Raw genomic sequence first — 18,645 nt, forward strand, 5'->3', positions numbered from 1 at the left:
GAGATGGCACGCGGAGAACTGCGGATCTTCCTGGGCGCCGCCCCGGGGGTCGGAAAGACGTACACCATGCTCGAAGAGGCGCAGCGTCGCGCCGAGCGCGGCACCGACGTGGTGGTCGGCTTCGTCGAGACGCACGGCCGCAAACACACCCAGGCCATGCTCGCCGACCTGGAGATCGTCCCCCGGCGGACGCTGGCCTACCGGGGCGCCGAGTTCACCGAGATGGACCTCGGCGCCCTCCTCGCCCGCCGTCCCGAGCTCGCCGTCGTCGACGAGCTCGCCCACACCAACGTCCCCGGCGCCCGCCACGCCAAGCGCTGGCAGGACGTCCAGGAGCTGCTGGCCGCCGGGATCGACGTGCTGACCACCGTCAACGTGCAGCATCTCGAGTCCCTCAACGACGTGGTCGCCCAGATCACCGGGGTCGAACAGCGCGAGACCGTGCCCGACGCGGTGGTCCGCGCGGCCGAGCAGGTCGAGCTGGTCGACATGACCCCGGAGGCGCTGCGCCGGCGGATGGCGCACGGCAACATCTACCGGCCGGAGAAGATCGACGCCGCGCTCGGCAACTACTTCCGCACCGGGAACCTGACCGCGCTGCGCGAGCTGGCCCTGCTGTGGCTGGCCGACAAGGTCGAGGACCAGCTCGACAAGTACCGGGCCGACCACAAGATCAGCACGACGTGGGAGACGCGGGAACGCGTCGTGGTGGCCCTGACCGGTGGACCGGAGGGTGACACGCTGATCCGCCGGGCGGCGCGGATCGCCGCTCGCACGGCGTCGTCCGGACCGGGGGGCGCCGACCTGATGGCGGTGCACGTCACCCGCAACGACGGCCTGGCCGGCGCGGACCCCGCCGTCCTGGCCCGGCAGCGGGTCCTGGTGGAAAGCCTCGGCGGCACCTACCACCAGGTCGTCGGCGCCGACGTGCCACGCGCGCTGCTCGACTTCGCCGGCGCCGTCAACGCCACCCAGATCGTGCTCGGCGCGTCCAGCCGCGGAAAGTTCGCCCAGCTCTTCTCGGCCGGCGTCGGCGTCACCACCACCGCCCGGTCCGGCACGATCGACGTACACCTGGTCACCCACGAACGTGCCGCCCAGGGCCGCCGGGCCCGCCGCCTGCCGGCCGCTCTGTCGCGCGGCCGCCGGATCGCCGGTTTCGTGGCGACCCTGGCCGGGCTCCCCGCCCTGACCGGCCTGCTGCACGCGGGGCCGTCGCTGTCGCTCACCAACGACATCCTGCTGTTCCTGGCCGCCGTCGTCGCAGTCTCACTGATCGGTGGGCTGTGGCCGGCGCTGCTCGCCGCGGTGGCCGGGTCGCTGCTGCTGAACTATTTCTTCACTCCGCCGCTGGGCCGGTTCACCATCGCCGAGGGCGACAACCTGCTGGCCCTGGCCATCTTCGTGGTCGTCGCGATCGCGGTCAGCTGGGTCGTCGACACCGCGGCCCGCAAGACCCGGCAGGCCGCCCAGGCGGGCGCCGACGCGCAGACCCTGGCCACCGTGGCCGGCAGCGTGCTGCGCGGCGAACGCCCGCTGATGGCCCTGCTGGAACGACTGCACGAAACGTTCACTCTGGACTCGGTGACCCTGCTCGACGCCGGGACGGTCGTCGCGCACGTGGGGGAGGCCTGCACCGTCGCCCGGGACGCCGATGCCGAGGTGAAGATCGACGACACCATGACCATGCTGCTGCGCGGGCGCCCGCTGGAAGCCTCCGACCGGCGCATCGTCGAGGCCTTCGCGGCGCAGGCGACCCTCGCGCTGCGCCAGGAACGGCTCACCGCCGAGGCGGCCGCGGCCAAACCGCTGGCCGAGGCCGACCGGATGCGCACGGCGCTGCTCGCCGCGGTGAGCCACGATCTGCGTACGCCACTGGCGTCGGCGAAGGCCGCGGTGGCCAGCCTGCGCAGCGACGAGGTCGAGTTCGGCGAACAGGATCGGCGCGAGCTGCTGGCCACCGCCGACGAATCCCTCGACCGCCTGACGCGACTGGTGACCAACCTGCTCGACATGAGCCGCCTGCAGGCCGGCGCGCTCGGCGTGCACGCCGTCGACGTGGGCGCCGAGGACATCGTGCCGCGCGCCCTGGACCACCTCGACCCGGCGGGCCGCGCCGTCGCCGTGCACATCCCGGACGAGCTGCCGCCGGTGCACGCCGACCCCGGGCTGCTCGAACAGATCCTGATCAACCTGATCGCCAACGCGCTGCGCTACAGCCCGCCCGGCCGGCCTCCGGTGGTGACCGCCAGCGCCCTGGGCGGCCGCCTCGAGCTGCGCGTCATCGACCACGGGCCGGGCATCCCGGAGAACCGCTGGAACGACGTCTTCCTGCCGTTCCAGCGCCTGGGCGACCGCGACAACCACACCGGCGTCGGCCTCGGCCTGGCCCTCTCCCGCGGTCTCACCGAAGCCATGGGCGGCACCCTGACCCCCGACCACACCCCCGGCGGCGGCCTCACCATGATCCTCACCCTGCCCGCCGGCCCGGTTATCTAGCGAGGACTGCCGTCAGGACGAGGCCGCGGTCCACCAGGAAACGGCCGGCCAGGACGGTGAGCGGTGGGGCGCCGTCGATGCGGGCGCCGTCCACCAGGAGCGTCGCCACGAACGTACCGGCGTCGGGGTCGATGGCCAGGCGGGCCTCCTCGAAGCCCAGCCACCGGCGGGTCACCGGGAACCAGGCCTTGTAGACCGACTCCTTCGCGCTGAACAGCAACCGCCCCCAGTTCGTGCCCGGATGGGTGCCGGCCAGCCGGTCGAGCATCTCCGGCTCGCCGGGAACGGTGATCTGCCCGGCGACGCCCTCGGGCAGCGGGCGGTTGGGCTCGGCGTCGATGCCGAGCAGGGAAATGTCGGTGGTGCGGGCCACGGCCGCGGCCCGGTAGCCGGTGCAGTGGGTGATGCTGCCGGTCATCCCGGCCGGCCAGCGTGGCTCCCGCCGGGGCCCGGGGCGGATCGGCGCACCGGGGTGGCCGAAGGTCTGCAGCGCCTCCCGGGCGCAGCGGCGGGCGGTGATGAACTCGCGGCGGCGGCCCTCGACCGCGGTGGCGATGAGGTCCTCCTCGCCCGGGAACGGGGCCTCGCCCGGCACGTCGTCGAACGCCTCGACGGCCACGACCGCCGGGGGCAGCAGGGTCTCGATCACACGTCACCCTCGAGGATGCGCCGTACCGGCTGAGGGGTGTCACCGCGGCTGCTCCACTCGCGTGGATAGCCGAGCGACACCTCCTCGAAGGGCACCCCGTCGTACGTCGTGGAGCGCGGGATGTGCAGGTGGCCGTAGACCGCCGCGGCGGCGCGGAAGCGCAGGTGCCAGTCGGCGGTGCGGTCGGTGCCGCACCATTGGGCGAACTCGGGGTGCCACATGATGTCGGTGGGCTCGCGCCGCAGCGGCCAATGGCTGACCAGCACGGTCGGCAACGACGCGTCGATCTCGGTGAGCCGCTTCTCGGTCTCGGTCAGCCGGGCCGCGCACCACGAGGCCCGGTCCGGGTACGGGTCGGGGAAGAGCAGCATCTCGTCGGTGCAGACCACGCCGGCGTCGTACGCCAGTTTCAGCGATTCTTCTTTCGTGGTCGCGCCCGGGGCCAGCCACGAGTAGTCGTAGAGCACGAAGAGCGGCGTCACCGCGACCGGCCCGCTGCGGCCGGGCCAGATCGGATAGTCGTCCTCGGGGGTGACCACGCCCAGCTTCCGGCACTGGTCGACCAGCGCCCGGTAACGCTCGTCGCCGCGCAGTTGCACCGGGTCGCGCGGATGCGTCCACAGCTCGTGGTTGCCGGGCGCCCAGATCACCTTGGCGAAGCGGTCGCGCAGCAGGCCGAGCGCCCAGCCGATGCCGTCGAACATCTCGCCGACGTCACCCGCGACGATCAGCCAGTCGTCCGCGGAGCCGGGCCGGATCCGGTCGAGGACGTCGCGATTTTCCTGGTAGGAGATGTGCAGGTCGCTGACCGCCAACAGGGATGCCGTCACGTCGATCAATCCTGCCAGCTCCGGTCGGAGCGCCGCCGCCCCTGGTCCGCAGATCTTCCGAGAACCTGGTCGGCGGGCACCGGGCGGCCGGCCAGGAAACCCTGCACCCGGGTGTAGCCGAGTCCAGAGCAACGTTCACGGCGGTCTCGGCTGTTAGGTTGATCGAAGGTGTGCCGGGAAGTCTGGTCGGCGATCGATGACGGCTGACCGAAATCGGAGGCTCCGTGAGCACACTGGCCTGGATTGCCGTCGTCGTCTTCGTGGCAGCGTACGCGCTGATCGCCTCCGAGAAGATCAACCGGGTGGCGGTGGCGCTCGGCGGGGCGTCGATCATGCTGGCCCTCGGGATCACGAACGCCGAGCACGCGTTCTTCTCCGAGGACTCGGGCATCGACTGGAACGTCATCTTCCTGCTGCTCGGCATGATGCTCATCGTCGGCGTGCTGAAACGCACCGGATTGTTCGAGTACGTAGCGATCTGGGCGGCCAAGAAGGCCCACGGCCGGCCCTTTCCGATCATGGTGATTCTGATCGTCGTCACCGGCGTGGTCTCGGCCGCGCTCGACAACGTGACCACCGTCCTGCTGGTGGCGCCGGTGACACTGCTGGTCTGCGACCGGCTCGGCGTACCCCCGGTGCCGTTTTTGATCGCCGAGGTTCTCGCATCGAACATCGGCGGCACCGCGACGCTGGTCGGCGATCCGCCGAACATCATCATCGCCAGCCGGTCCGGGCTGACCTTCAACGACTTCCTCAGCGTGCTGGCGCCGTTCGTGCTGGTGGTGCTGGCCGTGCTCGTGCTGCTCTGCCGGTACATGTTCCGTGCCGCGTTCCGTTACGACCCGGCCCGGGTCGAACGGGTGATGGCACTGAACGAACGCGACGCCATCCGGGATCCACGGCTGGTCGCTCTCAGCCTGGCCGTGCTCGGCGCCGTCCTGGTCGCGTTCGGCCTGCACACCCTGCTCGGTCTGGAGCCGTCGGTGGTGGCGCTGCTCGGCGGGCTGCTGCTGCTCGCGCTGTCCCGGCTGGACGCCACCGAGGTCGCCAAAGATGTGGAATGGCCGACCCTGGTGTTCTTCGCCGGACTGTTCGTCATGGTCGGCGGCCTGGTCGCCACCGGGGTCATCGACAGCCTCGCGCACGCCGCCACCGACGCGGTCGGCGGGAAGCTGTGGCCGGCCACCGTGCTGCTGCTCTGGGCCTCGGCCGGGCTGTCCGCGATCGTCGACAACATCCCATACGTCGCGACGATGAGCCCGATCGTCGCCGAGCTCGTCGACGCGTCCGGCGGCAACGATCATGCGCAGGTGCTGTGGTGGGCGCTCGCCATCGGTGCTGACCTCGGCGGCAACGCCACCGCAGTCGGCGCGTCGGCCAACGTCGTAGTGCTCGGCATCGCCGAACGTGCCGGGCACCGGATCAGCTTCTGGGGCTTCACCAAGTACGGCCTGATCGTCACCGCCATCTCGGTCACACTGGCCGTGCCGTACGTCTGGCTGCGTTTCTTCGCTTTTTCCTGATTCCTAAGTGCCGAGCATCCGGTCGAGCAGGCCGTCGAGCGTGATCGCGCCGGTCATCACCCGGTCGGCGTCGACGACCGCGACCAAGGGCACGTTCGAGCGGGCCATCACCGATGCGACCTCCAGCAGCGTCGCATCGGCGCTGACCGCGGGCAGCTCGGGCCGGTTCCTCGGGAGCAGGTCGGCCACCGTACGGTCGCCGATGCCGTCGAAGATGACGTCGGCGGCTGCCTCGTCGATCACCCGGGCGAGCGCGGGATCGTCCTGGCAGTACGACGGCAACGCCATCCGCAGCACCTGCGTGCCGGCCAGCACCGTCATCGGACGACCTTTCGCATCGACCACCACCAGACCGGGCAGGTCCTGCGCGGCCAGTACACGGGCCGCTTCCCGGGCGGGCAGGCTCTCCACCACGGTGGTCATCGGGATCGCCACGTCACCTGCGCGCATGACCCGACCCTACGCTCAGGCCCGCAGGTCCCGGCGCCGGTAGGCGGCGGCGCCGATCAGCCCCAGGCCGGCCGCCACCGCGCTCATGCCGATCGCCCCGGCCCAGTTCGGCGTGGTGGCCGGAACGGGCGCGAGGTGCGTGAACGGCGACAGCCCGAGCAGCGTGCCGGGCAGGCTGACCCGCTCGGTGACCACGAGCAGCAGGAACCCGCCGACGGTCGGTATCGCGCCGACGGCCGCCACCGCGCGCGGGAACAGGCCCAGGGCCAGGATCGCGGCGCCGAGGCCGAGCGCCACGACCGGCAGCACGTTGACCGCCCCGGCCAGTGCCGCGGTGAGGCCGAGCCCGGCGCCGGTCATCGTGACGCCGCTCCAGGTGGCCAGGCCGGCGACGGCCGCGAGCACGACCGCGCCGCCGGCGGCCGCTGCCGCCTCGCCGGCAAGGAACCGTGAGCGGGTGACCGGACCGCCGTACAGCGACGCCGGCCGGCGTGCCTCCTCATCGGCGGAGGCGGCCGCGATCCGAGCCGCCGCGAATCCACCGATCGGGATCGCCAGCAGCGCGAACAGGGTCGCCACGCAACCCTCGACGGTCTGCACCCCGGCGAAGCCCGCTTGCCCGGCCAGGTCGGCGAACTGCGGGTTGTCGGTCAGAAACCCGGTCAGGGACTTCACCGTGAGTCCGATCAACAGGAAGTACGCGCCGATCCCTGCCGACCAGCCGAGCAGCGGGCGCAGCATCCGCCGGACAGCGAACCCGGTGACCGAGCCGAGCAGCACCGTCCGGGGCGCCCGCCCGGTTCCCGGGGGCAGCCATCCGCCGTGCAGGTCGCGACGCCGCGCCGCGGTCGGTACCGCGACGACGGCCGCGGTCGCCGACACCGCGAGCACCAGAAGAGGCACCAACCGGTCGTCTTCGTACGGGCGGGAGAGCTCGACCAGGCCGAACGGGCTGAACCACCGCAGCCACGACAGCACGGTCATCCCGTCCGCGACCATCCGCAGCAGCAGGCTCGCGCCGAGCACCCCCAGGGCGGCGCCGGTCCCGGCCGCGCGGGTCGGGAAGATCTGCGCGGTGAGCCCGGCGGTCCCGGCGAAGAACACGCCCAGCAGCGCCAGTCCGGCGCCGTGCAGGATCGCGCCCGCGGGATCGGTGCCGGCGGCCAGCAGGGCCGCGGTGATCGCGGCGCCGGCGGCCACCATCGCCGCCGCGACCACGGCGACATGCCGTCCGACTGCTCCGGCCAGCGTGATCCGGCCGGCCAGCAGCAGATCCCAGCGACCGGCCTCCTCCGCTCCCCGGGTCGTCCGGGTGACCGCGAGCAGCCCCCACGCGCCGAGCAGCACCGCGAGGAAGGTCCCGGTCCGCCACACGGCGAACCCGCCCGGGTCGTCGAGCGCGACCGGCGGCCCGAACAGCGTCCGGATCGCCGGGTTCCCGGCCAGCGACGCCAGGGACGCCGCCCCCGACCCGGATCCGACGGTCTCCGCGTAGGTGGCGGCCACCAGCAGCGACATGCCGGCGGCGAGCACGGCGACGATCGCCGCTCCCCACCTGACCTGCCGGACCGCGAGGCCGGTGACAGCCCGGCCGGCGGTCACCGGCCGGTCCCGCCGTAGTAGTCGAGGAAGATCTCCTCGAGCGACGGTTCCCGCACGGACACCGCCGTGACCTCCGCCGCGGCCAGCGCTCGCAGGGCCGCTGCCGGCGGCCCGGACAGCACGAACCGCACCCGGCCGCCACCACCGGCCACCACGTCACCGACACCTGGCACGCCGGCCAGGTCGGGTACCGCGCCCGGGAAGACCGCCTCGACCTCGCTGCGATGCAGCCGGCGTAGCCCCGCCACCGTCGCCACCTCGACCAGCCGCCCCGCCCGCAGAATGCCGACCCGGTCGCAGACCGCCTCCACCTCGTCGAGACGATGCGAGCAGAGCAGGACCGCCTGCCCACGCTCCCGTGCCTCGAGCACCGCCCGGCGGAACTCGCGTTCCATCAGCGGATCCAGTCCACTGGTCGGCTCGTCCAGCACCAGCAGCGGGGCACGGGTGGCGAAGGCCGCGACCAGCGCCACCTTCTGCCGGTTGCCCGACGAGTAGGTGCCGGCCGGCTTGGCCGGGTCCAGATCGAACCGCTCCACCAACTCGGCACGGTAACCGGCATCGGTGCCCGGACCGGTGCGCTCCAGCAACGTCAGGATCTCCGCGCCGGTCAGCCGGGGCCACCACGCGACGTCCGCGGGCACGTACGCCAACCGCCGGTGGGCCACCTCGACGTCGGTGGCGGGGATATCGAAGATCCACGCGTGACCGGTCGTGGGCCGGGCGAGGCCGAGCAGGAGCCGGATCGTGGTCGACTTGCCCGCCCCGTTCGGGCCGAGGAAACCGAACACCTCACCGGGCACGACCCGCAGGTCGAGGTCGTCGAGGGCGAGCAGCCGGCGATAGCGTTTGGAGAGATGCTCGGTGCGGACGGCAGTGGTGCTCACGACAACCTCCGGGGTCGACGACGCGACTGCCGACCAGGCTTCCCGGCGCACCTGCGGTCAACGTACTCCCAGCGCGCAAATGAGGCGGCGCCGGCGCCGCGGAGGTCAGCTCTGGTAGATGTCGGGGATGTCGTCGCGGTCCCGGTCGACCAGCTCGGCCGCCCGGATCCGCCGGTAGACGCGGTTGCGGGCACGCAGCACGACGGTGGCCAGCAGCGCGGCGATCAGCGATCCCAGCAGGACCGCCACCTTCACGTGGTCGTCGCGTTCGCCGCCGGCGCCGAAGGCCAGCTCGCCGATGAGCAGCGAGACGGTGAAGCCGATTCCAGCCAGCACGGCCAGGCCGAACATGTCGATCCAGGACAGACCGGAGTCGATCGTCGCCCGGGTGAAGCGGGCGGTCAGCCACGTCGCGAGCAGGATCCCGATCGGCTTTCCGGCGATCAGCCCGACCATGATGCCCAGGGCGATCGGATCGGACAGGGCCGAGGACAGACCGTGCAGGCCGCCGATGGTGACGCCCGCGGACATCAGCGCGAAGACCGGCACCGCGATCCCGGTCGAGATCGGCCGGAACCGGTGCTCGAAATGTTCGGCCAGGCCCGGGCCGGCGTCGGGGCCGCCGGCCCGCTCCGACCGGATGACCGGCACCGCGAAGCCGAGCAGCACCCCGGCGACGGTGGCGTGCACCCCGGACGCGTGCACCAGCGCCCAGGCGGCGAACGCCAGCGGCAGCAGCAGCCACCAGGAGCGCACCCGCCGCTGCACCAGGACGGTGAACAACGCCAGCGGAACCAGCGCCGCCAGCAACGGCAGCACCGACAGATGGGCGGTGTAGAAGATCGCGATAAGCACGATCGCGAATAGGTCGTCGACGACCGCGAGGGTGAGCAGGAAGGTGCGCAGGGCGGTGGGCAGCGACCGGCCGACGACCGCCAGCACCGCCAGCGCGAACGCGATGTCGGTGGCCGTCGGGATCGCCCAGCCCTTGGTCGCGCCGCCCAGGTTGACCAGCGTGTAGAACAGCGCCGGGACCAGCACGCCGCCGGCCGCGGCGGCCACCGGCACCGCGGCCCGGCGCGGATCGCGCAGGTCACCGGCCACGAACTCGCGTTTGAGCTCCAGCCCGGCGACGAAGAAGAAGATCGCCAGCAGGCCGTCCGCCGCCCACGTCGCCAAGGACAGGTGCAGATGCAGCGCCGACGGGCCGACGGTGACGCCGGTCATCGTGGTGTAACCGCCGGACCAGGGGGAGTTCGCCCAGATCAGCGCGATGAGCGTGCCGGCCAGCAGCAGCGCGCCGCCGATCGTCTCCTTGCGCAGCACGTCGGCGATGCGACGGGCCTCGGCCCAGGAACCGGGGCCGAAGATTTTCAGGTCAGGCACGGGAAGCCAGCTTTCGGGGTCGGTTGAGTCATTGCCGACCAGACTTCCCGGCGCACCGGAACCCAGCTTACCGGCGGGCCGGCGGCTATTCCTGCCGACGGCCCGCCGCGCCGGTGAGCGGCGCGAGTTCGGCGTCCGGCAGCCCGGCCCGCCGGGCGTCGTCGATGGTCGCGGCCAGCTGCCGGTCCAGCTCGGCGACCGCCGCCTCCCGGTCGGCGAGCTCGGCGGTGACGTCGCGCAACATCCGCAGCGTCCGCACCAGCGTGAGCGCCACCTGCGGGTGCGCGCCGGCATAGAGCCGGATCTGGCCGTACGCGTGCCGCACGTACTCGGCATGATCGAGGTCCCACGGCGTCAGCAACGTGCGGCCGTCGTCGTCGCGCTGCGCCTGGGCGGGCAGGTCGGCGTGCAGCAGCGGCCGCATGATCGAGGTGACCCGTAGGATCACCTCGACGGCGGTGGTCGGGTCGTTGACCGCCGGCGAGAGCGCGCGCAGCCCGATGTCATTGAGCTGGCGCAGGGCGAAGTCGATGTCCTGCTGCATCGTGCGGGTGGCGCCGATGATGATCGCCTCGCCGATCTGGCGGGCGGCGCGGCGCCCGGTCGCGGCGTCCGGCGCCGGCCAGATCCGGGCCAGCGGCTCGTCCCGGATGAGATAGGAACCCACCCGAGTCTCCAGCCGGACGGTGCTGCCGGGCGGCACCGAGGCCAGGACGGCGCGGTAGCTGACCTGCTGCACCCAGCCGTCGGCGGGGGACCGGACGATCAGCGGAACGCCGGCGTCGTCGGGCTCCGGGGCGGCGACCGGCTCACCGCACCGGTGGCCCACCTGCGACCCGTACGGCAAATCCTTGATCAGATCGGTGGCCTCGAGCTGGATGCGTTCCATGATCCGGCCGACGTACTGCTGGCGGGTGATCCGGTTGAGGAAGCCGACGATGGCCAGGATCGACGCCAGGGCCAGCCCGATCGCGAACGTCATGGTCAGCGTCGGCGCCTGCTCGGCCGAGGTGTCGATCTGGCTCAGCGCCAGCACGCAGAACGCGAACGCGGCGAGCAGCAGGCCGATCAGGACCTGGCCCATCCGGTCGCGCCAGAAGGTGCGCAGCACCCGCGGCGAGAACTGGCCGCTGGCCAGCTGCAGAGAGACCACCAGCAGGGAGAACACCACCCCGGCAGTAGTGATGGTGGCGCCCGCGATGGTCGACAGCAGCGTCACCGCCGCATCCGGCGCCATCGTGAACAGGCCGAGCCAGCCGATCCGGTGATGCCGGTCGACGACGTGCGCGACCTCCTCGGCGAGCACCCCGCCGGCCAGCAGCAGGAGCGGGAGGAACAGCAGGCTCTCCCGGAGCCGGTCACCCAGGGCCCGCTGCTTCAGACGGCGCACCTGCGGGGCGATGCTGTCCGGGGTGTCGTCATCCATAGCGCGGACCTTAACGACAATCTCCCGATCGGGTGAAACGCCGAACGGCGGCCCGCTGAGTCAGCGGACCGCCGTTCGTTCAAGCGATGGATCAGAGCGGGCGGATGTTCTCCGCCTGCGGGCCCTTCTGGCCCTGGGTGATGTCGAACTCCACCTTCTGGTTCTCGTCGAGGCTACGGAAGCCGCTCGTCGCGATCGCAGAGAAGTGGGCGAAGACGTCGGCGCCGCCGTCGTCCGGGGTGATGAAGCCGAAACCCTTGTCGGCGTTGAACCACTTCACGGTGCCTGTAGTCATGTCTGCTCCTTCGCAGGCTGTTCGAGACCGCACTGTGCGGCCTCGCACGCCGCCGCGTTGATCACCCGCGCCGAAACGACACGATAAACGAAAAGCGCCTGAAACGGGCTTAGATGACCCATCAGGCGCCGAAACCGTCTACGGAAATCAAAACTGCAACGCCGAGAATCTAGCATAGGAGGTACGGGCCGTGGATGTCCGCCCGCCTCACCCCTCAAGTTGCAGATCCGGATTCCGGCTGAGGACCGAACGCATCCGCCACCGGTCCGGGAAGACCGCGAGCAAGGCGTCATCGCGGACCCGGGTCATCACCTCGACGCCGGCCACCGAGCGCAGGATCTCCCGGCCGGCCGGGTCGGTGCGGGCCGCCACCTCGTACGGCAGGCGGTCCAGCTGCGCGTGCACCCCGAACTCGGCCTCGAGGCGGAAGGCGGCCACCTCGAACTGCATCGGCCCGACCGCGGCCAGCACCGGCGTCTGATCGCCGCGCTGCTCGGAGCGCAGCACCTGGACCACGCCCTCGGCGTCGAGCTGCTCGATGCCGCGCCGGAAACGTTTGAAGGCCGAGGTGTCGGAGGTGCGTACGGCCGCAAAATGTTCCGGCGGGAACGACGGCAGCTGCGGATAGTGCACCGGGGTGGTGGTGTACAGCGTGTCGCCGATGCCGAGCGCGGTGGCATTCACCAGGCCGACCACGTCACCCGGGTAGGCCTCGTCGATGGTGTCGCGACCCTGCCCGAAGATCTGCTGGGCGTACTTGGTGGTGAACGGCCGGCCGGTGCCGGCGTGGGTGACGACCATGCCCCGCTCGAAACGGCCGGAGCAGATCCGCATGAACGCGACCTGATCGCGGTGGGCCCGGTTCATGTTCGCCTGGATCTTGAATACGAACCCGGAGAACGGTCCGTCCACCGGCTGATCCGTGCCTTCGGTGGTGGGCCGGGCCGACGGCGGCGGCGCCAGCTCCACCAGAAGATCAAGCAATTGCCGTACGCCGAGGTTGGCGACCGCCGCGCCGAACAGCACCGGAGTGCTGGTCGCGGCCAGGAATGTCGCCTGATCGTGATCAGCGCCGGTCATCGCGAGCAGCTCCAGCTCCTCGGTGGCGGTGTTCCACTCCGCGCCGTACCGCTGCGCCGCCTCGTCCGCCCCCATCTCCTCCTCGATGGCCAGATCGGCGCCACCGGGGGAGCGCTGCATGCGGGTGAAGACGCCGGTGCGGCGGTCGATCACCCCGTGGAAGTTCCCGGCGATGCCGACCGGCCAGGTCAGCGGGGTCGGCTTGAGCCTGATCCGTTGTTCGATCTCGTCCAGGAGCGCCAGGGCGTCGGCGCCGGGCCGGTCCCACTTGTTGATGAAGGTCATCACCGGGATGCTGCGCTGCCGGCACACCTCGAACAGCTTCAGCGTCTGCGGCTCCAGGCCCTTGGCCGCGTCGAGCAGCATGACCGCGCTGTCCACCGCGGTCAGCACCCGGTAGGTATCTTCGGAGAAGTCCGCGTGCCCGGGCGTGTCCAGCAGGTTGATGACCGTGTCACGGTAGGAGAACTGCAGCGCCGCCGAGGTCACCGAGATGCCCCGCTGCTGCTCCATCGCCATCCAGTCGGAGACCACGCCCCGGCGGTCGCCCTTGCCGTGCACCGCGCCGGCCTGGCCGATCACCCGCGCATGCAACGCCAGCGCCTCGGTCATCGTCGACTTGCCCGCGTCCGGGTGTGAGATCACCGCGAACGTACGCCTCCGGCCCGCTTGCACAGCGACTCCCGCCGACGACGCCAGCACGTTCTGACTCACGTTCCGCTCCCCACGATCACTTCCTCGACGTCTCCATCCTGCGCCCGGTGGATGACCTCCAGCACGGTATCCCCTCGTCGGTGACCTGGCGGATCCGGCGTGTCGGGTCTCCGCCGCGGTGTCCGGTGCGGTGGTGCGGCATGCTGTGCCGGTGGCATCGGCAGTCAAGGCACGGCGGGGTGAGGCGCGGCTGCCGTCGGCGACGGTGGTGGTGGTGGCCATCGCGCTCTATGCGCTGCTGCCCGAACAGCTGATCCTCGGGCCGCGCCTGGTCATCCCGGCGCTCGAGGTGGTGCTGCTGGCCGCCCTCATCGCCGTCAATCCGCGGCGGATGACCCGGGACAATCTGTGGGAGCGGCTGGCCGCGCTGACGCTGGTCGGCCTCATCGCCGTGGCCAACGCGGTCGCGCTGATTCTGCTCCTGCGGCAGTTGGTCACCACCGACGACTCGCGCGCGGTCGAGCTGCTCATCGCGGCCGGGCAGGTGTGGCTGACCAACGTGATCGTCTACGGGCTGGCGTTCTGGGAGCTGGACCGGGGCGGGCCGGTCGCCCGCACCCACCTGCCCCGGCACGAGCTGGCCCCGGCGGACTTCCGGTTTCCGCAGGACGAGGACCACGACACCGTCGACGAGGTGCAGGCAGGCTCGAGCAAGGTCAGTGACTGGGTGCCGGCCATCGTCGACTACCTGTACGTGTCGCTGAGCAACTCCTCCGCGTTCAGCCCCACCGACACCATGCCGCTGTCGACGCGCGCGAAGATCCTGATGGGCATCGAGTCCACGTCCGCGCTGGTGATCTCGGTGCTGGTGATCGCGAAGGGCGTCGGCAGCCTGGGCCAGTGACTCGGTTCGCGGTAGGTAGTCTGGTGCGCCAACACTGACTCACGGCTGGCAGGGGTAGAAGCTTTGTCCTTCGACTGCGCTATCGAGCGGGCGGGCGACACGATCATCGTCGCTCCGGAAGGTGACATCGGCGTGGAGACCACCGCGACGATGCGTGAGGTGCTGCGGCAGGTGGTCGAGAGCCACGACGGCGACCGGATCGATGTCGACCTGCGGGCCGTCACGTTCCTCGACTCGACCGGCCTCGGCATGCTCATCGCCGCGCACCGGGCCGCCGCCGCCAAGGGGATCGACCTCAAGCTCACCGACCCGGGACCGGTCGTCCGGATGGTCCTGGAGATCTCGGCCCTGGAGGAAACCCTGGTGCGCAAGCCCGCCGACGATTAGGTCTCCTGGTGATCGCGGGTGAGGGCCGCGCCGAGCTGGGCGCGGGTGGCGATGCCCAGCTTCGGGAAGATCCGGTAGAGGTGCGAGCCGACGGTGCGCGGCGACAGGAACAGGCGCTCGCCGATCTCCCGGTTGCTCAGGCCTTCCGCGGCCAGGAGGGCGATCTGCTGTTCCTGGGCGGTCATCGCGGCCGGGCCGCCGCGGGGCGCCGGGCCCTTGGCGCCGGTTGCCCGCAGCTCGGATCGGGCCTGGTCGAGCCACGCGATGCCGCCGAGTCGTTCGAACAACTCGGCGGCCAGGCGCAGCGGCGCCCGTGACTGGGTGACGCGCAGATGGCGGCGCAGGTAGCGGCCGTACGCCAGGTTGAGCCGGGCCCGCTCCCACGGCCACGGCGCGAGGTCCTCGGCCAGCGCGGCCTCGAACAGCGACTCGGCCTGATCGTCGGTAGCGAGGATCGCGCGGGTGACGACGAGAGAAACACGAATCGATCCGACCGGCTCGGCGACCTGGTCCACGGTGGCAAGGATCTCCCGGGCCCGGTCGAGCCGACCGGCCGCCCGGGCCGCCTCCGCCAGGTCGGACAGGGCCCAATACTCATACATCCAGTGGTGGTGGGCGTCGGCCGGGTCGTAGAGGGACAGCACGCGCTCCATCGCGTCGGCCGGTCGCCCGGCGGCGAGCGCGACCATCACCCGTGTCTTCTGGGTCGCGGCGAGAACCGCCCGGTTGCCGGCCAGATCGGGTTCGGCCAGCGTGGCCGCGACGATGTCCTCGGCCCGGTCGAGCTCGCCGCGCGCGGCCGCGTACATCGCCTGGTACGCCATCGCCACCAGGTAGATCGACGGCTCGCGGAGCTCGCGGCCGAGCCGCTCGGCCTCGGTGGCCTCGGCGATGCCGGCGTCCCACATGCCCATCCAGAAGGACGTGCCCGACTGGACGACGAGCCATCGGGCGGTCAGCAGGACCTGGCCGTTCTCCCGGGCGGTGGCGATCGCCTGCGGCGTGATGGCGGCCGACGCCACGAAGTCACCGGTCAGTGCGTAGACGCCGATCGCGAATCGGCGGCGGGCCGGATCGGGGTCGGCGAGCAGAGCACCGGCCCGCCGGAGCAGCAGCCCGCTCCGTTCCGGCTGCGACGCGTACGCGTGCACGGTCAGGCTGGGGGGATTGTTCACCTCCGGGTCGAACCGGTCGGCCACGTCCCGGACCAGCGCGCGCAACTCCGGCGAGGCGCCGCCCCACCAGCACCGGATCGCGGCCGCCAACAGCAGTGAGTAGGCCAGCGCCCGGTCCTGCTCCCAGATCCCCGCGGCGTGCTCGACCAGCCCGGCGATCGCCTGGGTGTCCGGGATCGGGGCCAGCACCGCCTCGACCTGCATGCGCCGGGCCGCATCGCGCCCGCTCGGCCCGCCGGCGCGGATCTGCTCGAGCAGTGTGGGCAGGCGCTCCCGGGCCTGGCCGGTCTCGCAGGCCAGCTCGGCCGCGCGTAGCAGTAGATCGACGCGGTCGGGGCCGCCGCTGAAGGAGGCGGCCCGTTCCAGCGCGGCGACCGCCACCGACGCGGCGCCGCTGCGGGCCGCCCGGTCGGCGAAGACCTGCAGGTCGGCCGCCACCTCCGGGTCCGGGCCGGTCGCGGCGGCGCTGCGGTGCCAGATCGCCCGGTCGGGCTGATCGGCCAGGGCGGTGGCGAGGGCCGCATGCATGGCGATCCGATCGCTCGGCGAGGCCGCCTGGTAGACGGCGGAGGCGACCAGCGGATGCCGGAACCGCAGTTGCAGCCCGTGCGAGCGGACCAGGCCGGCGCCGGCGGCCGGGTCGAGCACGTCGACTCCGACCGGCTGTCCGCTGACCGCCGCCACCACGGTGAGCAGCTGGGCGAGGGTGCACGACGGCTCGGCCGCGGCCGCCAGCAGCAGGGTGCGGGTCAAGTCGGGCATCTCCGGCAGCCGGGCCGTGAAAGCGCTCTCCAGGCGGGCGTTCATCGGCACGACCGTGGAGAACGACTCCTCCCGCACCGATGCCGGCAGCTCGAGCAGGGCCAGCGGATTGCCGCTCGCGGCGGTCAGGATGCGCTCGCGCAGACCGGCCGGCAGCTGACCGGTGGCCCGGTCGAGCAGGGCCCGGGCGTCCGGTTCGGCCAGCGGGCCGATCGCCAGGTCCGGCAGTCCGGCCTCGCCGAGCGCATCGGCCGGCGTGGTGTCGTCGCCGCCACGGACCGCCACGACCAGGGCCATCGGCGCCGCACCGGCCCGGCGGGCGACGAAGGCGAGCACGTCGGCGCTGGACCGGTCGAACCAGTGGGCGTCCTCGGCGACGACCAGGATCGGGTTCCGCTCGGCCGCCTCGACCAGCAGTTCGAGCGTGGCCAGGGCGATCGCGTAGAGGTCCGGGGCGGCGGCGCCGGCCGCGCCAAGCGCGGAGCGCAGCAGCTGGCGCGGCGTCTCCGGCAGCCGGGGGTCGCGCAGCAGCGGCCACAGCAGCTGGTGCAGCACGCCGAACGGCAGCAGCGTCTCCGAGGCCACGCCGCGCGCCGCCAGCACGGTCATCCCGGTCGTGTGGGCCTGCTGCTGAGCCGTTTCGATCAGCGCCGACTTGCCGATGCCGGCCGGGCCGCGCAGGACCAGGGCGCCGCCGGTGCCGTCGAAGGCCGTGGCCACCAGTTTGTGCAGCAACCCGAGCTCGGCCTCACGACCCACCAGCCAAGCCATCCGTTCACCCTCTCGTGCGTTCGCAACCGACATCGTTGCCGTTGCGCCGGGCGACGTCCATGGATATCGGCAGTCAATCGACTGAAGGCCGGCATCGAAAGCATCCATAGCGTACGACGCGTGACGAACCGCGATGAGCGGCAGTCGTTTCGCCTGATAGGAGTTCGACCGTGATTCATCCTGCCCCGGCCACCGCCGCCGAGCCGTTCTGGTTCCTCGGTGGCAAGGCCCGCATCCTCATCCCGGGCGCCGCCACCGCCGGCGCCATCAGCGTCATGGAGTTCGAGGACACCCAAGGCCACGCGCCGCCGCTGCACGCGCACGACAACGAGGACGAGGTCTGGTTCGTGCTCGACGGCGAGGTCAGCTTCTATCTCGGCGACGATCGGTACGACCTGCAGCCCGGCGCCGTCGCCCTGGGGCCGCGCGGCGTGCCGCACTCCTACCTGGTCCGGTCGCCGTCCGCCCGGATCGCCGTCGCGTTCGCGCCGGCCGGCATCGAGAACTGGTTCAAGGACAACGGTTCCCCGGTCACCTCGGTCGACTCGGGGGCCGCGCCGTTCGACATCGGCGCCATCGTCGCCGCCGCCGACGCGTACCGGCTGCGGGTCGTCGGACCCCCGCCGACCCTGACCTGATGACATCGGGATGAGAGCCGGCTCTCGTCTGGCTGTCAGTGGCGCCGCCCGATAAGTGGCGGCAGGCGCTCACCCGCATCCGGGCCCTGGTGCTCCTCGACAACGCTGCCGACGCCGAGCAGGTCCGGGCGCTGCTCCCGGCGGCGCCGGGCAGTCTCGCCCTGATCACCAGCCGGCGGCACCTGACCGGCCCGGCGCCGGTGACGAACCTCGCGGTGGACGTGTTCAGCCCGGCCGAGGCCGTCCAGTTCCTGACCCGGGCAACGGCTGGGATCCCGGCCGGTGACGATCCGGACGCCGCCGCCCGGATCGCGGATCGCTGCGGCCACCTGCCTCTCGCGCTCGGGCTGGTGGCCGGCCACACGCGGGCCAAGCCCGGCTGGACGATGACCGACCATGCCGACTGGCTCGACGAGCGCTCCCGCAGCGGACGCCTGGACACCGGCGTCGAACTCGCCCTCGGCCTGTCCTATCAGGACCTTCCGGCCGATCGGCGGCGCCTGCTGCGGCTGCTCGCGCTGCATCCGGGACAGGATTTCGAGGTGTACGCCGCGACCGCCCTGGCCGGAACGGATGCTCGCGCCGGCCTGGCCGGCCTCGTACATGATCATCTCTTGCAGCCGGGCGCCCCGGGCCGATACGCGTTCCACGCCCTCACCGACCTCGGCGTGGTCCAGTGGCGACTGGGCCGGCCGGAGCCGGCCGCCGACTACTACCGCGAGGCCCT

Annotated in this window: 16 protein-coding genes; 5 read left to right on the forward strand and 11 right to left on the reverse strand. The window is 71.9% G+C overall.

Features of this window, described 5'->3' with window-relative positions:
- Positions 1–3 precede the first annotated feature (3 nt).
- Positions 4–2,499 carry a sensor histidine kinase KdpD gene (locus tag AB0E90_RS40435; RefSeq protein ID WP_360417598.1) on the forward strand — a complete coding sequence of 832 codons (2,496 nt, stop codon included), beginning with the start codon at positions 4–6 and terminating at the stop codon, positions 2,497–2,499.
- Here AB0E90_RS40435 and AB0E90_RS40440 read toward each other — a convergent pair.
- Together AB0E90_RS40440 and AB0E90_RS40445 are read right to left on the reverse strand one after the other, a co-directional pair.
- The gene (locus AB0E90_RS40440; RefSeq protein WP_360417599.1) at positions 2,492–3,148 is read right to left on the reverse strand and encodes a 4'-phosphopantetheinyl transferase superfamily protein; all 657 of its coding nucleotides are present in this window, start codon (positions 3,146–3,148) and stop codon (positions 2,492–2,494) included. The genes AB0E90_RS40435 and AB0E90_RS40440 overlap by 8 nt on opposite strands.
- The gene (locus tag AB0E90_RS40445) at positions 3,145–3,978 is read right to left on the reverse strand and encodes a metallophosphoesterase (RefSeq protein ID WP_360417600.1); all 834 of its coding nucleotides are present in this window, start codon (positions 3,976–3,978) and stop codon (positions 3,145–3,147) included. The genes AB0E90_RS40440 and AB0E90_RS40445 overlap by 4 nt, the downstream gene beginning before the upstream one ends.
- A 224-nt stretch (positions 3,979–4,202) precedes the next feature.
- On the opposite strand from AB0E90_RS40445, the gene AB0E90_RS40450 reads away from it, so the two are divergent.
- Complete coding sequence (locus tag AB0E90_RS40450; protein WP_360417602.1) at positions 4,203–5,501, forward strand: ArsB/NhaD family transporter; 1,299 nt, start codon at positions 4,203–4,205, stop codon at positions 5,499–5,501.
- A gap of 3 nt (positions 5,502–5,504) precedes the next feature.
- Here the strand turns inward: AB0E90_RS40450 and AB0E90_RS40455 are convergent, their stop codons facing one another.
- The 7 genes from AB0E90_RS40455 to AB0E90_RS40485 all read right to left on the reverse strand — a co-directional run bounded on the left by AB0E90_RS40455 (position 5,505) and on the right by AB0E90_RS40485 (position 13,341).
- Positions 5,505–5,951, reverse strand: a complete 447-nt coding sequence (locus AB0E90_RS40455; protein WP_360417603.1) for a CBS domain-containing protein — start codon at positions 5,949–5,951, stop codon at positions 5,505–5,507.
- Between the two features lie 15 nt (positions 5,952–5,966).
- Complete coding sequence (locus AB0E90_RS40460) at positions 5,967–7,553, reverse strand: hypothetical protein (protein ID WP_360417604.1); 1,587 nt, start codon at positions 7,551–7,553, stop codon at positions 5,967–5,969.
- On the reverse strand, positions 7,550–8,440 hold the full coding sequence (locus AB0E90_RS40465) for an ABC transporter ATP-binding protein (RefSeq protein ID WP_360417605.1): 891 nt from the start codon (positions 8,438–8,440) through the stop codon (positions 7,550–7,552). Before AB0E90_RS40465 ends, AB0E90_RS40460 begins: the two co-directional genes overlap by 4 nt.
- 105 nt (positions 8,441–8,545) lie before the next feature.
- A complete protein-coding gene (gene nhaA, locus AB0E90_RS40470; RefSeq protein WP_360417606.1) occupies positions 8,546–9,826 on the reverse strand; it encodes a Na+/H+ antiporter NhaA in 1,281 nt (426 codons plus the stop codon).
- An 85-nt stretch (positions 9,827–9,911) separates the two neighbouring features.
- Positions 9,912–11,252, reverse strand: a complete 1,341-nt coding sequence (locus AB0E90_RS40475; RefSeq protein WP_360417607.1) for a DUF2254 domain-containing protein — start codon at positions 11,250–11,252, stop codon at positions 9,912–9,914.
- Between the two features lie 91 nt (positions 11,253–11,343).
- On the reverse strand, positions 11,344–11,547 hold the full coding sequence (locus AB0E90_RS40480; protein WP_360417608.1) for a cold-shock protein: 204 nt from the start codon (positions 11,545–11,547) through the stop codon (positions 11,344–11,346).
- A 207-nt stretch (positions 11,548–11,754) separates the two neighbouring features.
- A complete protein-coding gene (locus AB0E90_RS40485) occupies positions 11,755–13,341 on the reverse strand; it encodes a peptide chain release factor 3 (protein ID WP_360417609.1) in 1,587 nt (528 codons plus the stop codon).
- Between the two features lie 151 nt (positions 13,342–13,492).
- Here AB0E90_RS40485 and AB0E90_RS40490 point away from each other — a divergent pair, with 151 nt between their 5' ends.
- Together AB0E90_RS40490 and AB0E90_RS40495 are read left to right on the forward strand one after the other, a co-directional pair.
- The gene (locus AB0E90_RS40490; RefSeq protein ID WP_360417610.1) at positions 13,493–14,185 is read left to right on the forward strand and encodes a hypothetical protein; all 693 of its coding nucleotides are present in this window, start codon (positions 13,493–13,495) and stop codon (positions 14,183–14,185) included.
- A 63-nt stretch (positions 14,186–14,248) separates the two neighbouring features.
- Positions 14,249–14,572: an STAS domain-containing protein gene (locus tag AB0E90_RS40495; RefSeq protein WP_360417612.1), complete on the forward strand. Its 324-nt coding sequence runs from the start codon at positions 14,249–14,251 to the stop codon at positions 14,570–14,572.
- Here AB0E90_RS40495 and AB0E90_RS40500 read toward each other — a convergent pair.
- Entirely contained in the window at positions 14,569–17,280 is a 2,712-nt protein-coding gene (locus tag AB0E90_RS40500) for an AAA family ATPase (RefSeq protein ID WP_360417613.1), read from the reverse strand. The two genes, AB0E90_RS40495 and AB0E90_RS40500, sit on opposite strands and share 4 nt — an antisense overlap.
- A gap of 170 nt (positions 17,281–17,450) precedes the next feature.
- On the opposite strand from AB0E90_RS40500, the gene AB0E90_RS40505 reads away from it, so the two are divergent.
- Complete coding sequence (locus AB0E90_RS40505) at positions 17,451–17,918, forward strand: cupin domain-containing protein (RefSeq protein WP_360417614.1); 468 nt, start codon at positions 17,451–17,453, stop codon at positions 17,916–17,918.
- A gap of 35 nt (positions 17,919–17,953) precedes the next feature.
- Here the strand turns inward: AB0E90_RS40505 and AB0E90_RS40510 are convergent, their stop codons facing one another.
- The gene (locus AB0E90_RS40510) at positions 17,954–18,523 is read right to left on the reverse strand and encodes a hypothetical protein (protein WP_360417615.1); all 570 of its coding nucleotides are present in this window, start codon (positions 18,521–18,523) and stop codon (positions 17,954–17,956) included.
- Between the last annotated feature and the right edge of the window lie 122 nt (positions 18,524–18,645).

Origin of the sequence: Actinoplanes sp. NPDC026619 (assembly GCF_040638295.1) — a bacterium.
GTDB lineage: Bacteria > Actinomycetota > Actinomycetes > Mycobacteriales > Micromonosporaceae > Actinoplanes.

Bases quoted from the DNA above. Each gene is read 5' to 3' on its own strand.
- AB0E90_RS40475 (WP_360417607.1), bottom strand. From the start codon at position 11,252: ATGGATGACGACACCCCGGACAGCATCGCCCCGCAGGTGCGCCGTCTG.
- AB0E90_RS40455 (WP_360417603.1), bottom strand. From the start codon at position 5,951: ATGCGCGCAGGTGACGTGGCGATCCCGATGACCACCGTGGTGGAGAGC.
- AB0E90_RS40510 (WP_360417615.1), bottom strand. From the start codon at position 18,523: ATGTACGAGGCCGGCCAGGCCGGCGCGAGCATCCGTTCCGGCCAGGGC.
- AB0E90_RS40480 (WP_360417608.1), bottom strand. From the start codon at position 11,547: ATGACTACAGGCACCGTGAAGTGGTTCAACGCCGACAAGGGTTTCGGC.
- AB0E90_RS40500 (WP_360417613.1), bottom strand. From the start codon at position 17,280: ATGGCTTGGCTGGTGGGTCGTGAGGCCGAGCTCGGGTTGCTGCACAAA.
- AB0E90_RS40435 (WP_360417598.1), top strand. From the start codon at position 4: ATGGCACGCGGAGAACTGCGGATCTTCCTGGGCGCCGCCCCGGGGGTC.